Raw genomic sequence first — 15,132 nt, 5'->3', positions numbered from 1 at the left:
GGAGTGTTCAGTTCTTTTTTACTGGCCTGTACCATTGTGGTCAGCAACCCCTCGGGAATCAGGCCGCGCAATGACACGACGCTACATGATCTTTATCAGGGCTGTCTGCGTCGCCTTGATGCTGGCACTGGCGCCCCTTGTCGCAGCCAATTTCGTCCTCGACAATTATGCCATTACCAACGCCCGCACCGAACTGGAGGCGATGGCCAGACGCTATGTGATGCGCGGCGAGTTCGCGATCAATGATGCGGTGACCACACTGCAGCGCCTCGAGCGCAGTTCGGCCACCAGCTGCTCGCGCGAGGACAGGCAGATGCTTCTGGCCGCCGTCGGCCAGCTTGGCTTTCTGCAGCGCATCGGCCTTGTCGACCGCAACGGCGTGCGCATGTGTGTTGTTCCCGACGGTCAGATCGACGGCGAGGCGATCCTGCCGGCCGCCAAGCCGGATGCGCCGCTGGTGGGCATCGGCGTGATGGGCGTCCAGTTTCTGGGCACCCATGTTGCCATCGTCAGCTGGGACCTGATGAATTCGACCCGTCTCTTTGCCGAAATATCGCCGGCTGCGGTGTCGATCGATCCGGGGCCGGAGTATCTGCGGGCCTTCCGCCGTGCCGAACTGCGGCTCGGCAATGATGTGCCATGGTTCTCCACCGGCGGCTTCAGCTCCGAGCTCCTGGAGAGCGACGAGATTCTGACGGTCGAGGTGCGCTCGGACCGCTATCCGCTGAAATCCGTCATCGCGGTGCCACGCTCTGCCGCCATCAGTCTGGTCGCGGGGCTGAAGATGATGGTGGCCGTGGTCTGCGCAGGGCTGGCCATCATTTTCATTGCGATCGGCGTCTGGTTCTTCTGGCGGCCCGACAAGGATGCGGATGACGAATTTGCCGCCGCCATCCGGCGCAAGGAGTTCATTCCCTATTACCAGCCGGTCATGGATATCGAAACCGGAAGCCTGCGCGGCTGCGAGGTGCTGATGCGCTGGCGCAACCGGGACGGAACCTTGATCCCGCCGGCGCAGTTCATGCCTTACGCCGAAAGCACCGGGCATATCTTTGAAATGACCCGCATCATGATGCGCGAGACCGTCCGCGAGGTAGGGCCGCTCTATGCGGAAAACCCGGATCTGAAGCTGTCGATCAACCTGTTTGCAGGCCACTTCAATGACCGCCGGATCATCGACGATATCAAGGAAATCTACGGCAACTCCGCCATCGCCTATCAGCAGCTTGTGGTGGAAGTGACCGAGCGCATGCCGCTGGAGGATCTGGAGCTCGCCCGCAAGCTGATCGCGGAGATCCAGGCCCTTGGCGTGCGTGTGGCGCTGGATGACGTGGGCACCGGCCATGGCGGCATGGCCTATCTGCAGAAGCTGGGCATCGACATCATCAAGATCGACAAGATGTTCATCGATGCCATCGGCACGGATGACAGCTCCACCACGATTGTTGATTCGATGGTGGAACTCGCCGACAATCTCGGCATGGGCATCATCGCCGAAGGCGTTGAGAAGGTCGAGCAGGTGGAGCGCCTGCGGGAACTGGGAGTGACGGCGGCACAAGGCTATCTTTTTGCGCCGCCGCTGCCCGGCAAACTCTTTATCGAGCTCGCTCAGGCATTGACGGGCGAGCGCGATGAAACCGGGGCATCGGCAGAAGCGGCCTGATCCTGAGGAGACTGGGCTGTAGGCTCCCGGGGCATTTCCGCCCGGTCCGCCTTGCTGCCGCCTGTGTTGACGGCCGGAAGCTGGTCCAGGCTGCCCGCCGACAGGGGCTGCGACAGCTTGGAGCCATCCCGGTAGATCGCAATGGCCTTGAGGCCCAGTTCCCACGCCTTGAGAAACGCAGCGGAACAATCGGCGACAGAGGCGTCGCGCGGCATGTTGACCGTCTTGGATATGGCACCGGAGAGGAAGGGCTGCAGCGCAGCCATCATCATCAGGTGGCCTTCCAGGCTGAGGGCACGCACGCCCTTGGGGCCGCAAGGCGTCGCGCAGTCAAACACCGGCAGATGTTGCGCGGCCAGATCCGCAGCCCCTTCGATGGTCAGCGCACCGCAGGCATGGGCGTTGGCCGCTTCGATCTCCTCCGGCAGGTAGCCCAGCCAGTTCAGCAGGTCGAATCCCGGCTGCTCCATTTCTGCCGCCGTGATCCCGAGGCAGCCGGTCAGTTCCTCCGGACCGGTGACCCACTGGCTTACAGCATCGCGGATATGGCTTGCGCCCTGCACCGCGGCCTCGATCCGTGTCAGACAGGCTTCGGTCAGCCCCCGCTGGCGCAGGCTGTCCAGATTGACGCCCGGCGCATCCTTGAGCGACCCGTGTCCGACGATGTGCTGCACGATGCGGGTGACGGCATCCTCGCCATAGCCGAGCCTGCGCAAGGCCAGCGGCACCATCGCATTGATGATCTTGAAGAAGCCGCCGCCCGCCAGTGTCTTGAACTTGACGAGGGCAAAGTCCGGTTCGATGCCCGTCGTGCTGCAGTCCATCACCAGCCCGGTTGTCCCGGTCGGGGCCAGCAGCGAGACCTGTGCATTGCGCCAGCCGAAGCGCCGGCCAAGCTCAAGCGCCCGGTCAAAGGCCGTGGCCGCAGCCGCGGCAAGGTCCGGGCTCGGGCATATGTCGAAGCCAGCCGAGTAGGGTGGCCGGCACAATCCATCATATTGCGCCGGATCGCTCTGGCCTTTGGCGCAGGCCGCATGGTTTTGCAGCACCCGCTCCATGGACTGCCGGTTTTCTGCCAAGGCAGGGAACGGCCCCAGATCTCTGGCAAGTTCCGCCGATGTCTCATAGGCGGTGCCCGTCAGAACGGCGGTGAGTGCGGCTGCAAGGCTGCGTGCGGCGGAACTGTCATAGGGCAGGCCAAGCGACATGATGAGCCCGCCCAGATTGGCAAAGCCGAGGCCCAGCGGCCGGTGCCGCAGCGTGTTATGCGCCACGGCACGCGAAGGATATTGCGCCATGGCGGTGGAGATATCGAGGCTGACCGTCCACAGCCGCACCGCATGGCGGAACAGCTCAAGACAGATCTCACCATCCTCCTGCACGAATGCCAGGAGGTTGAGGGAAGCGAGCACACAGGCCGTGTCATCCACGAACATGAATTCGGAGCAGGAGTTCGAGCCATTGATGCGGCCCGAAGCCGGGCATGTGTGCCAGCCGTTGATGGTGGTATCGAACTGCAGTCCGGGATCGGCCGAAGTCCAGGCCGCGCGCGCAATCCGCTGCCAGAGCGCTTCGGCCTTGATGCTGCGGCCTTGTCCTGCCTGTGCCGCCGTGTTCCGGCGCGGAGACAGGTGCCAGTCGCCGCCTGTCTCCAGGGCATGCAGGAAACTGTCCGGAAGCCTGACCGAGTTGTTCGCATTCTGGCCGGAGACGGTGCGGTAGGCTTCCGAATCCCAGTTGATGTCGTAGGTTTTCAGCTCGGGCAGCTCGTGCCCCTGCGAGGCGCTGCGCAGGATCCGGTCGATGAAACTGTCGGGTATCTGGACGGCGCGCGCGTCCTGGATGGCTGCGTCGAGCTCCGTCTTGAACCGCTCGCCCGTGGTATGATGGCCGCTGATGGCCCCGACCAGCGCAATGATCCGGTTGAGGCACTGTCTGGCCAGCTGGGAGCCGGAAACGAGCGCAGCGACCTTTTCTTCCTCGGCCACCTTCCAGTCGATGAAGGCTTCAATATCCGGATGGTCGGCATCCACGACGACCATCTTGGCCGCGGCACGGGTCGTGCTGCCAAGTCTCAGCGATCCGGCTGCCACATCTCCGACCTTGAGAAAGGAGAGGAGCCCGGCAGAGCGGCCGCCATGGTCCAGCGGTTCGCCGGCGCCGCGCAGGCGTGAAAAATTGGAGCCGGTTCCGGAGCCATATTTGAAGAGCCGCGCCTCCCGGACCCACAGGTCCATGATGCCGTTCTCATTGACCAGATCATCCTCCACCGAGAGGATGACGCTGCCGTGCACCTGAGGATGCTCATAGGCCGTGCGGGAGGGGACGACTTCGCCGGAGACGGGATCGCCGTGCCAATGGCCCTGTGCAGCGCCTTCGATGCCATAAGCCCAGAAAAGGCCGGTGTTGAACCATTGCGGCGAGTTCGGAGCGGCGGCCTGAAGCGCCATCATGACGCGCATCTCGTCGAAGAAGGCGCGGGCATCGTCTTCGCTGTCAAAGGTGCCGGTTTTCCAGCCCCAGTAGGTCCAGGTCCCGGCAAGCCTGTCAAAGACCTGCCGTGCCGAGGTTTCCGGCCCGAAGCGCGCCTCTTCGGGAAGAGACTTGAGCGCTTCCTCGTCGGGAACCGACCGCTGCAGCCAGACCGGGACATCGTCCTCCGGCACCTTCTTCAGACGGGCGGCAACGCCCGTCTTGCGGAAATATTTCTGGCACAGCACATCTGCGGCAACCTGGGAAAAGCGCTCCGGCACTTCCGATACCGCCTGCCGCGACAGAACCTTGCCGCCTTGTGTGCGAACTTCGCTCTGGTGCTGGCGGAAACGAACATCGCAATATGCCGGCGCTCCGGCTTTGGTGAAAAGTCGGTTGATACGCATTTGGCCCCCGCAAACGCATTTGAATGAGGTGCAAGTCTGGAAGCCGCCGGTTCACTCACTGAACAAGCGCGGCCACGGCTTGAATTTTAACAAAATATTAATCATTCGAAAGTGGGTGTTATATCTTTCGCTTCAATCATGAGAAGAAGTGAAGTTGAAGTTTTTATCTGAGAGTGACACCCTTCCGCGCAAGATATTGATTGTGCGTAATCTGTATTGAATTAATCATGTTTTGAATATCCGCCGGGATGTCTAACCCGATACGCTTGCGGGACTGCGGTTCTGGAGCAGGCAGAGGATAACGCGCCTATAAATTGTGCATTCGCTAAATGTCTGTCCGGGGTGTTTTGCGCCTCCACCTGTCTTGGCCTTGACGCCGCGACACTGGTCAGGGCAAAAGCGAAGCAGTTTAATGAAGCCTGGTCAGGAGAGAACCATATGGCTTCAAGTGTCAGGAGTGGCCAGGCGTGCTGTTAACGCGGGCATCAACGAAGCAACTGCTCGCGCGCCTGCATGACGTGATCATGGCCGGCCTTGCCATGACGATCGCGCTGCTGGCCCGGTACGATCTTCAGTCCCTGCCGCCCATGAGCCGCCTCGCGTGGTGGGTTCTTTCATTCGCGGCCATCGCCGGCGTGATGTTTGCTCTTTTCGGTCTGGGGAGAGGAATCTGGCGCTTTGCCTCGCTGAGCGATCTGCGGAGCATCGTGCTGAGCAGTACGGCCGCGATCTTCGCGTTTCTGATTCTTCATTTCCTCGTCGACCGGCTGGCCGGCTTTCCGCGCGCAACGCCGCTCATCCTGTGGTTCGTGCTGATCGTGTTGCTGGGCGCGCCCCGCATCATGTACCGCGCTTATAAAGACGGGCATCTTGGCGGGGTCGGGTTCCGGAAACGGGACATACAGAACCGCGAACATGTGCTGATCGTCGGCCATGTCGGCGATGCTGACAACGTCATCCGCAATTACAAGCTCGAGTCCTCCCGCCTCTACAAAGTGGAAGGCATTGTCGAGCTTGGTGCAGGCAAGCGCAGCGGCAGAGCCGTGCGGGGGGTGCCGGTTATCGGCTCGGCTGATGAGTTGGAGCGGATTGTTGGCCGTCTTGCAATGGGCGGTGTCCCGGTTTCGGCGCTGCTTCTGGCAACGCCCCGCGCCGGTGAGGCGGGTATGCAGTCTCTTGCCGCCAGTGCCGCGCGGCTCAAGCTGCCCCTGCGCCGCGTTGTAAACAGGCCGCTCACGGGCACTGAGCCGGATCTGGCCAGTATCACGCTTGAAGATCTGCTTGGCCGGCCTCCGGTGCAACTGCAACTGGAGGCGATCAGGTCCCTGATTGGTGGTCGGACGGTGCTTGTCACCGGCGCCGGCGGCAGCATTGGCTCGGAGATCGTCCGGCAGGTGGTGGCCTGCAACCCGGCTTCAATCATCCTGTTCGATTCAAGCGAATACGCTCTTTATGAAATCGATCTTGAAGTCTCCCAACTCAATCCGGACCTGCCCCGGCAGGCCGTCATCGGCAACGTGCGCGACAGGCGGCGTGTGCATGAGGTGATGCAGGCCTGCAGGCCTGCCGTTGTCTTCCACGCCGCGGCCCTCAAGCATGTGCCGCTGGTGGAGAACAATATTTGTGAAGGTGTGCTGACCAACGTCTTGGGGACCCGCAATGTGGCTGATGCGGCCGTTGCCTGTGGTGCCCGTGCGATGGTTCAGATTTCGACCGACAAGGCCGTGCGGCCCACCAGCATGATGGGCAGGACCAAGCGGATCGCGGAAGCCTATTGCCAGGCACTGGACATCAGCGGCGTCGACACCCGGTTCATCACCGTGCGGTTCGGCAACGTGCTGGGATCCAACGGCTCGGTCGTGCCGCTTTTCAAGCGGCAGATTGCCGCCGGCGGTCCGATCACGGTCACGCACCCGGAAATGACACGTTATTTCATGACAATCCGGGAGGCGACCGAACTGGTGCTGCACGCCGCTTCGGCCGAAATCGGACGCGAAGAGACACGCGGACGCATCTTTGTCCTCGACATGGGCGAGCCCGTGAAGATCCTGACACTGGCACGAACGATGATTTCCCTGGCGGGACTGCGGCCGGATGAGGACATTGCGATCAAGTTCACCGGTCTGCGTCCGGGGGAAAAGCTTTATGAAGAGCTGTTTGACGCCAACGAGATGACGGCCCCTCACGATGCAGAGGGCTTCTTTGTCGCCTCCGCCGGCATCATTCCGCTCGAGCGTTTGATGTGGCATCTTGAGCGCCTCGGCAACAGTGCGGCCGCTGGTGGGGAAGATCAGTGCAAGGCGATGCTGATCGCCGCGCTGGGTGAAGTCGAGGCCGGAAGCCCCGTTCAGGCCGCGATGCCCCGAATGCGTTAAGCTGCAAGCTCCGGGTGGCGGCTGCTGTGGTGCGGTTGGGCAATTTCAAAGCATGATGCGCCTGCATCGAAAGACCTGAGTTAAGAGACTTTTTTAAAGGGAATTGCCGTTTTGACCGAGGTTGCTCAAAAACTGGCCGGGCGAAACCGCGGCAAGCCGGTGCAGGCGCTCGAATTCCTCTTCGTATCGGTATTTGCAGCGCTTCCGCCTGTCCTGACGGTCGCCCGGGTGTCTCCGCCCTTGTTTCTGGCGCTGGCCGCTGTCTTTCTTGCCGGGCTTGCGTGGTGTTACCGCGGGCAGGCAATGTTTGAGGGCCTGGGCTCGAAGATCCGGTCTCCCTTGCTCCTGGCGGGCCTCACCTGTACCGCCTTCATGCTGATCTCCGTTACCTGGACGCCTGTCCCGGTACAGGCGAGGGGGCTGAGTTCGGCATGGGGTTTCCTCTTCTCGGTCCTGGTCTCAGGCCTTTTGTGGCTATGTGTCTGTGCCTTGCCGGTTCCGGTGCTTGAGCGTCTTGCAGGGCGGATCGGAGCCGCACTTGCCATCTCTCTGCCGCTGACGGCTGTTCTGATTTTTGTTCATTTCCTGACCGGCGGCGTGCTGAATGCAGAACTTCGCGGCGATCCTGACAACTACGTTCTGAACCGCGCAGCCGTTGCAATCGCCATGTTCCTGCCGTTTGCAGCTCTCGTGATCTTGAAACAGCGCCGCCGCTTGCCCCTGGCCGGACTGCTGGTGTTTGCAGCTGTGTCATGCTTTCAATCCGACAGCTCGTCGGCGCAGCTCGGCGTGCTTGTCATCCTGCTGCTGACCGTTCCGGCCTTCGTCTGGCCGCGGGCTATCTACAGGGTCGTGACCGGTGGCGCTCTTGTGACCTTTGTCTTCATGCCGCTCATTGTCGGCCATGTGAATGACATGATCCCTCAGGCCATCCACGAAAAGGTCGGCTACACCTCGCTGACCATACGCGGGCTCATCTGGACGGAATATGCCAATTTGCTGCCCGGGCATGTCTGGCTGGGATATGGGATGGAAGCCTCGAAAGTGGCAGACGAATTGCCCGAAGCTGCCGGATATTCACCTGAGAGAAAATACCTGCTTGGTTTCGGGCACAGCCATAACGCGCCGTTGCAAATCTGGTTCGAACTGGGGCTGGCTGGGGCGGCTTTGTTCGCTGCAGCGCTTGCCCTGTTGTTCCGCCGCGCGGGCCACCTTCAGGGCGCGAGCCTCGCGGCGGCAACCGTCACTCTAGCCGTCACCTACAGTGTCGCGGTTGTAAGTCATGGGGCATGGCAGGGCTGGTGGTTCAGCCTGATGATCCTCACAGCGGTGCCCTTCATGGTCAAAGGGCGGGCTGAAGCAGTCCGGTCTGCTCCGGAGCTTGCTGCCGGTTCCCGATCCGCCTGACTCATTGAGAGTTGGACAAACCCTTGCGGCGCAAGAGCCTTTTCAAGGCGTAAGGTGTGAGTATCGAAATTCCTGGAATGAGCCGGCCTTTTCAGGTTTCGGGACCGGGCCTTGCTCCTCCCGCCGTTTTGTCTTCGGCCGGGGTATCCGTCACCAGCCTGCCTTCCTCGGCCTTGTAGATATACTGGCTTGCTACCAGCCAGCCCTTGAGGGGGCGGAGGGGCGGAATGCAGGTGAGGAGCAGCAGCGGCAGCGTTGTGAAAAGGTGGACCCAATAGGGCGCCGTGTAGGCAATTTCCAGCCACATGGCGAAGGCAACGCTCGGAACGCAGGCAAAGCAGATGACGAAGAAGGCCGGGCCATCCGCCGGGTCGGCGAAGCTGTAGTCAAGGCCGCAGACTTCACAGGACGGGGCAAGGGTGAGGAAGCCCTTGAACAGATGCCCCTGACCGCAGCGCGGGCAACGTCCACGCACACCGACATGTGCGGGTGACTGGGCTGGCCACTGGCCGGATGTCTCGATGGTCATGAGGGCCTCCTTGTGCTGGCCGGCTTGCGGCAAATCAGGATAATTCCTTACCCGCTAACTGCGGCGCAGACGCGTCCGGAGCAAGATGCGTTTTGACGCAGGGGGCAAGGGGAGGGCAGGTCAGCAATTCCTGTGCCCGGCGGGAACCTGGTCCGGACGCTTCTGCACCGCCCGTATCAAGGCTTTGAGTGGCTGGCGCAACATGCCTGGCACCCTTTCGATGAAAACGGAGCGGCCGGCCGTGCTCTGGCTGCCTGTTTTCATGCGATCCCGGATGCAAAACCGGTGCCGCCTTGGCTGGAATGGTTATCACACGTGCTCTGGGACCGCGCGGGCCCAGCCAGTTGCCGGTGAGGCAAGTCTGCCGGGTGCGTGCCGCGTGCTGCCATAAACAGAAATGCCGGAAACAGTGTCTCCGGCATTCTTCAAGCGTGTTGAAAGGGGGGCAGCGGCTCAATACTGGCGGAACAGGGCCACGAGCTTGCCCTGGATGCGCACGCGGCCGGGGCCGAAGATGCGGGTTTCATAGGCCGGGTTGGCAGCTTCCAGCGCAACGGAAGCGCCCTTCTTGCGCAGGCGCTTGAGCGTTGCTTCCTCGTCATCCACCAGTGCCACGACGATGTCACCGCTTTCGGCCGTGTCGGTCTTGCGGATCAGCACCGTGTCGCCATCCAGAATACCGGCCTCGATCATCGAATCGCCGCGCACCTCCAGTGCATAGTGCTCCCCGCGGCTGATCAGCTCGGGCGGCACGGAGATGGAATGGCTGTGGGTCTGGATCGCCTCGATCGGAACACCGGCGGCGATGCGGCCCATGACCGGGATGGAGGTGAAGTGAGGTGCGGTTTCCGCCACCGGGGCGGACGGAGCGGCGGCCGGGGCAGAGGCCTTGCCGAGCGATCCCTCGATAACCGACGGCGCAAAGCCCTTGCCGCGCGGCGAAGACAGGCCCGGCGTGACCGAGTCCGGCAGGCGGACCACTTCCATGGCGCGCGCCCTGTTGGGCAGGCGGCGGATGAAGCCGCGCTCCTCCAGCGCCGTGATCAGACGGTGAATGCCGGACTTGGACCGCAGGTCCAGTGCGTCCTTCATTTCGTCAAAAGACGGCGGAACCCCGGATTCCTTCAGGCGCTCATGAATGAACATCAGCAATTCGTGTTGCTTGCGCGTCAGCATGTGAGGTCCCCGTTGGAGGGTCTGGTACAAATCATGAACTTACCTTAGCTGTTCTCACTGTGTTCCACAAGTCTTAAGGTGAGGTTAGCGGGATGTTCCTGTCGCATGCACTCAAGGCAACACACCGCTGCTGCGCCTTTTGCCGGCAGAACGGTACCTTGTGTACAATTGCCTGCGGGCCCGGCTTGACTTCATGCGCCTGTGTCCCGAAAGCTGGCGAACGAAGAAAACACAGCTCCCGCGCTGCCTGCGCCCCGCAGGCGGCCTCACCCTGCCTTAGTCGGCATTCTGCTCTGGGGCGGCGCCACCGGGACCCCGAAAAGACCGAAGATGAACAAGCCTGTCACCATCACCGCCCATTCCGCCTGTCCGCACGACTGCCCCTCCACCTGCGCGCTGGATGTGGAGGTGACGGCAGAGGGCCGCATCGGCCGCCTGCGCGGGGCGGCGGACAATCCCTACACGGCGGGCGTCATCTGCGCCAAGGTCGCCCGCTATGCCGAGCGGCTGTACCACCCGGACCGGCTGCTGACGCCAATGGCCCGCGTTGGTGCGAAGGGGGAGGGGCGGTTCGAGCCCATCTCCTGGGACGAGGCCTTGGACCTTATTGCCGCGCGATTCCTGGAGGCGGAGGCGAAGCATGGGCCGGAGACGGTCTGGCCCTATTACTACGCCGGCACCATGGGGCTGGTGCAGCGCGACAGTATCCACCGCCTGCGCCATGCCAAGGGCTATTCGCAGCAGTTTTCCTCGATCTGCACCAATCCGGCCTGGACCGGCTATGTGGCCGGAACCGGGCTTCTGGCCGGGCCGGATCCGCGCGAGATGATGAAGGCCGACCAGATCATCCTCTGGGGCACCAATGCGGTGGCAACCCAAGTGAATGTGATGACCCACGCCATCACCGCCCGCAAGACGCGTGGTGCGAAGATCATCGTGGTTGACGTCTACCGCACCGAAACGATGAAGCAGGCGGATATCGGGATCGTGCTGAAGCCCGGAAGCGATGCGGCGCTGGCCTGTGCCATCATGCATGTGCTGTTCCGCGATGGACTCGCCGACCGGGACTATCTTGCCCGCTACACCGATTGCCCGGATGAGCTGGAGGCCCATCTTGCCACCCGCACGCCGGAATGGGCGGAAGGGATCACCGGCGTTCCGGCTGAAGAGATCACGCAGCTCGCCCGGATGATCGGCGAGGTGAAGCGCACCTTCATCCGCCTGGGCTATGGCTTTACCCGCAGCCGCAACGGCGCTGTCTCCATGCACGCGGCGGCCAGCATTGCAGCTGTTGCAGGCTCCTGGCAGTATGAAGGGGGCGGCGCCTTCCACAACAACGGGGCGATCTACAGGCTCGACAAGTCGATGATCGAGGGCAGTTCCTTACGCAGCGGCACGAGGTTCCTCGACCAGAGCCTCATCGGCCGCGTGCTGACGGGGGACAGGGAGGCGCTGGCCGGCGGCCCGCCGGTGACGGCGCTGCTGATCCAGAACACCAATCCGGTCTCCGTCGCGCCGGAACAGACACTGGTGAAACAGGGCTTTGCCCGTGAGGATCTCTTCACCGTGGTGCATGAGCAATTCATGACGGACACGGCGCGCTGTGCTGATATCGTGCTGCCTGCCACCCAGTTTCTGGAGCATGACGACATCTACCGGGGCGGCGGCCACCAGTACATGCTGTTTGGCCCGAAGCTGACGGAAGCGCCGGGCGAGGCGCGGGAGAACATATTCGTTATCAACGAACTGGCGAAGCGTCTTGGCGCAAAGGATCATCCCGGCTTCCACATGAGCGCCCGCGAGCACGTGGACTGGATGCTCGTCAATTCCGGCTATGGCACGCTGGCCGAACTGGAGGCCGGGCGCTGGAAGGATCTGCAGCCGGACTTCCGCACCGCCCATTTTCTCGATGGCTTCGGCCATGCGGACGGCAAGTATCACTTCAAGGTGGACTGGGGCTTTACCGCTGCGCCCAACCGGCCGGAAGACGGCAAGCCCTTTGGTGCCCACGCCGCCATGCCGCGCCTGCCGGATTACTGGGACGCGGTGGAAAATGCCGACGCGGAGCATCCGTTCCGGCTGGTGACGGCGCCGGCCCGCTCCTTCCTCAACTCCAGCTTCACCGAAACGCCGGGCTCCACCAAGAAGGAAGGCGGCCGGCCGGAAGTGTGGATGCGCCCCGATGAAGCCGCCGCTGCGGGGCTGGAGGATGGCGCCCGCGTCATCCTGGGAAACCGGCGCGGCGAGGTGCTGCTGCATCTGCGCCATGTGGAGGGGCTGGCCCCCGGAACGGTGGTGTCGGAAGGCATCTGGCCCAACACGGCCTTTGAAAACGGCAATGGCATCAACACGCTGATCGGAGCCGAGCCCATTGCCCCCTATGGCGGCGCCGCCTTCCATGACTGCGCCGTGTGGGTGCGCCCGGCCGTGTAATCCTCCGGTGGCGTGGGTGCGGCGAAGCTGCTAGTCTTTCCTTGCGGCATGGTGCGCATCGGGGGCTTGAGGCTCGCGGAAGGGTGAGATCCGCGTCCTTGCAACAATGGCCCGCAGGGAGTGGTGCCTGCCGCCTCAGGGGCTTCGGCCTGTGTCCTGTTCCTTCGGGCTGGGTGCAGGCTGTCAGAGCCTTGCGGGAGGAGCCAGACATGCCCACGGTGGCGTCTCAGCATCAGAGCCGTATCGAGGCGGCGCTTGCCAGCGGGCAGGCGGCGCGCTCGCCCATTGCCGCATCCTGGGCCCGCTCGGCCCATCTTCATGGCCTTGATCCGGTGAAACGCCGGGTGGAGCCGCGCCTGACGGCGCAGGAGCTTGCCCTGGTGCGCGAGCGCATGGGCGGGCTTGTGGCCACCGCCGCGCCCCATCTCGACTGGCTGTTCCAGACCATCGGCGGCCTTGGCGCCTGTGTTGTTCTGGCCGATGCGGAAGGCATCGCGGTGGAGCGGCGCGGCAATCCTTCCGAAGACCGCGACTTTGCTGCATCCGGCCTGTGGACCGGGGCCGTGTGGTCGGAAGCGGAAGCTGGCACCAATGGCATCGGCACCTGCCTTGCCGAGGGCAGGGCGGTGACGATCCACCGCGACCAGCATTTCCTTGCCCGCAACATCGGCCTGACCTGCACTTCTGCCCCCGTGCATGATGCAAACGGTCAGCTTGCGGCGGTGATCGACGTCTCGACGGCAGAGCAGGATGTGTCTTCCGCCGTTCTCGGCCTGATCAGCCAGACGGTGCAGAATACGGCGCAGAAGGTGGAGGCTGATCTTTTCCACGCCGCCTTCCCGAAAGCCCGAGTGGTGCTGGTGCCGGGCGGTGGCAATCACAGCCTCGCCGCGCTTGTGGCGGTGGATGAGGATGATCTCGTCATCGGCGCAACACGCGGTGCCCGTGCGCTGCTGGGGCTGACTGCCGATCCTGCTGCAAACCCGCGCCCGCTCGCCGATCTTCTCGGCCTGCCGGTGCATGAGCGGCTGGAGGATGCGGAGCGCGCCGTTTTGCACCGGGCGCTGGCGCGGGCCGCCGGCAACGTCTCCGCCGCCTCCCGCGCCCTCGGCCTCTCCCGCGCGACGCTTCACCGCAAACTGGCGAAGGAGTGAGGGGGCGAGCGCGCTCGGGCATTTGCCACGCTCAGCCCCGGTCCAAAATACCAAGGATAGGCCGGGGCCTGTCAGGCGGGCATGGATTTGCCCCTCACCGCAGCGTCGCCCCGGACGGAGCGAAGCGAAGATCCGGGGCCCACTCATTTGCAGAGAGGTGCCGCAGTCCACTGGCGGTAAAATACGGGCAGCCTCCTGCGCCTGTCTCAGCTTTCGCCGTCCCCATGCTTGCTCTGCAAGCGAGTCGGCTCCGGGTCTGCGCTTCGCTCCGCCCGGGGTGACGCCGGATATGGGGCGCGACTGTGCTTCCATCTGACACCTCCCACATACCCGCCATCATCTGTCGCAGAACTGCGACAGGCGCGGGCAGCCGTTCCCGGCCATGGCTCCTCAGACCGTCCGCCGTGCGTCAAGCTCTTCCCATGGCCGCGAGGGGGCGGCCCGTTGGAGGAGACAAGTATGAACATTCAGGCACAGGCGGATTTCCGCACCGTTTCACCGTTCCGCGAGCGCTATGACAATTTCATCGGCGGCAAGTTCGTGCCGCCGGTCAACGGCCGCTACATGGACAACATCACCCCGATCACCGGCGCCAGGATCTGCGAGGTTGCCCGTTCCGATGCCGCCGACATCAACGCGGCGCTCGATGCCGCCCATGCGGCGCGCGAGGCCTGGGGCAAGACCTCTGCCGCCCACCGCGCCAACATCCTTCTGAAGATCGCCGACGTGATGGAGGCCAATCTCGACGTGCTGGCCGCCGCCGAAACCTGGGACAACGGCAAGCCGATCCGCGAGACGACCGCCGCCGACATTCCGCTCTCCGTCGATCACTTCCGCTATTTCGCCGGTGTGCTGCGCGGGCAGGAGGGCACCATGAGCGAAATCGACCATGACACGGTCGCCTATCACTTCCATGAGCCGCTGGGCGTCGTCGGCCAGATCATTCCGTGGAACTTCTCCATCCTGATGGCAGCCTGGAAGCTGGCTCCGGCCCTGGCTGCGGGCAACTGCATCGTGATGAAACCGGCCGAACAGACCCCGGCGGCCATTCTGTTGCTGGCTGAACTCATTGGCGGCCTGCTCCCCGCAGGCGTGCTCAACATCGTCAACGGCACCGGCGCCGAAGCTGGCCACGCGCTGGCTTCGTCCAGCCGTATTGCCAAGATTGATCCACCCCCATTGAACGGGTCCACCTTGAAGTATGGTTTTGACCCTGAAGGAGGACCACAATGGCAAACAAGCGACACAAGCCCGACGAGATCGTCACGAAGCTTCGGCAGGTTGAGGTTTTGCGCGGCCAAGGCATGGCGATGGCGGATGCCGTTCGCCAGATCGGCGTTTCCGAGCTGACGTTCTACCGGTGGCGTAAGCAATATGGCGGCATGAGCCGTGACCAGCTTCGGCAGTTGAAGGATCTCCAGAAGGAGAACGAACGGCTTCGCAAGGCGGTGGCGGATCTGACGCTGGACAAGCTGATCCTGACGGAGGCTGCGCGGGGAAACTTCTGAGCCCCTCG

General features: G+C 63.1%; 8 protein-coding genes and 2 pseudogenes. 7 read left to right on the top strand and 3 right to left on the bottom strand.

Features of this window, described 5'->3' with window-relative positions; all coding sequences use genetic code 11:
* The first annotated feature begins 70 nt into the window (after positions 1-70).
* Entirely contained in the window at positions 71-1,663 is a 1,593-nt protein-coding gene (locus ASC48_RS16075; protein ID WP_055456740.1) for an EAL domain-containing protein, read from the top strand.
* Here ASC48_RS16075 and ASC48_RS16070 read toward each other — a convergent pair.
* Positions 1,609-4,542, bottom strand: coding sequence for a vitamin B12-dependent ribonucleotide reductase (locus ASC48_RS16070; protein WP_208975772.1), 2,934 nt, complete (start codon positions 4,540-4,542; stop codon positions 1,609-1,611). The two genes, ASC48_RS16075 and ASC48_RS16070, sit on opposite strands and share 55 nt — an antisense overlap.
* Positions 4,543-5,009: 467 nt before the next feature.
* Between ASC48_RS16070 and ASC48_RS16065 the strand changes: the two genes are divergently transcribed.
* Both ASC48_RS16065 and ASC48_RS16060 read left to right on the top strand, forming a co-directional pair.
* Positions 5,010-6,917 carry a polysaccharide biosynthesis protein gene (locus ASC48_RS16065; protein ID WP_208975771.1) on the top strand — a complete coding sequence of 636 codons (1,908 nt, stop codon included), beginning with the start codon at positions 5,010-5,012 and terminating at the stop codon, positions 6,915-6,917.
* Positions 6,918-7,028: 111 nt separating this feature from the next.
* A complete protein-coding gene (locus ASC48_RS16060; protein ID WP_055456739.1) occupies positions 7,029-8,324 on the top strand; it encodes an O-antigen ligase family protein in 1,296 nt (431 codons plus the stop codon).
* A gap of 91 nt (positions 8,325-8,415) precedes the next feature.
* Here the strand turns inward: ASC48_RS16060 and ASC48_RS16055 are convergent, their stop codons facing one another.
* Together ASC48_RS16055 and lexA are read right to left on the bottom strand one after the other, a co-directional pair.
* A complete protein-coding gene (locus tag ASC48_RS16055; protein WP_055456798.1) occupies positions 8,416-8,853 on the bottom strand; it encodes a DUF983 domain-containing protein in 438 nt (145 codons plus the stop codon).
* A gap of 453 nt (positions 8,854-9,306) precedes the next feature.
* Entirely contained in the window at positions 9,307-10,029 is a 723-nt protein-coding gene (gene lexA / locus ASC48_RS16050) for a transcriptional repressor LexA (RefSeq protein ID WP_055456738.1), read from the bottom strand.
* A gap of 330 nt (positions 10,030-10,359) precedes the next feature.
* Between lexA and ASC48_RS16045 the strand changes: the two genes are divergently transcribed.
* The 4 genes and pseudogenes from ASC48_RS16045 to ASC48_RS16030 form a co-directional block, all read left to right on the top strand.
* Positions 10,360-12,462: a molybdopterin oxidoreductase family protein gene (locus ASC48_RS16045; RefSeq protein WP_055456737.1), complete on the top strand. Its 2,103-nt coding sequence runs from the start codon at positions 10,360-10,362 to the stop codon at positions 12,460-12,462.
* Between the two features lie 209 nt (positions 12,463-12,671).
* The gene (locus ASC48_RS16040) at positions 12,672-13,616 is read left to right on the top strand and encodes a helix-turn-helix domain-containing protein (protein ID WP_055456736.1); all 945 of its coding nucleotides are present in this window, start codon (positions 12,672-12,674) and stop codon (positions 13,614-13,616) included.
* Positions 13,617-14,075: 459 nt separating this feature from the next.
* Positions 14,076-14,783, top strand: a pseudogene (locus tag ASC48_RS16035) (aldehyde dehydrogenase family protein); the annotation flags it as partial.
* A gap of 62 nt (positions 14,784-14,845) precedes the next feature.
* Positions 14,846-15,115, top strand: a pseudogene (locus ASC48_RS16030) (transposase); the annotation flags it as partial.
* Positions 15,116-15,132 lie beyond the last annotated feature (17 nt).

The sequence above is a fragment of the Pannonibacter indicus genome (assembly GCF_001418225.1).
Lineage (GTDB): Bacteria > Pseudomonadota > Alphaproteobacteria > Rhizobiales > Stappiaceae > Pannonibacter > Pannonibacter indicus.
The sequence above is the reverse complement of the archived record's forward strand: the minus strand, read 5'-3'. Positions and strand labels throughout refer to the sequence as shown.

What these genes read in the sequence shown, in the direction of transcription:
- ASC48_RS16040 (WP_055456736.1), top strand. Translation starts at nt 12,672, where the DNA reads ATGCCCACGGTGGCGTCTCAGCATCAGAGCCGTATCGAGGCGGCGCTT.
- ASC48_RS16070 (WP_208975772.1), bottom strand. Translation starts at nt 4,542, where the DNA reads ATGCGTATCAACCGACTTTTCACCAAAGCCGGAGCGCCGGCATATTGC.
- ASC48_RS16045 (WP_055456737.1), top strand. Translation starts at nt 10,360, where the DNA reads ATGAACAAGCCTGTCACCATCACCGCCCATTCCGCCTGTCCGCACGAC.
- ASC48_RS16055 (WP_055456798.1), bottom strand. Translation starts at nt 8,853, where the DNA reads ATGACCATCGAGACATCCGGCCAGTGGCCAGCCCAGTCACCCGCACAT.
- ASC48_RS16075 (WP_055456740.1), top strand. Translation starts at nt 71, where the DNA reads ATGACACGACGCTACATGATCTTTATCAGGGCTGTCTGCGTCGCCTTG.
- lexA (WP_055456738.1), bottom strand. Translation starts at nt 10,029, where the DNA reads ATGCTGACGCGCAAGCAACACGAATTGCTGATGTTCATTCATGAGCGC.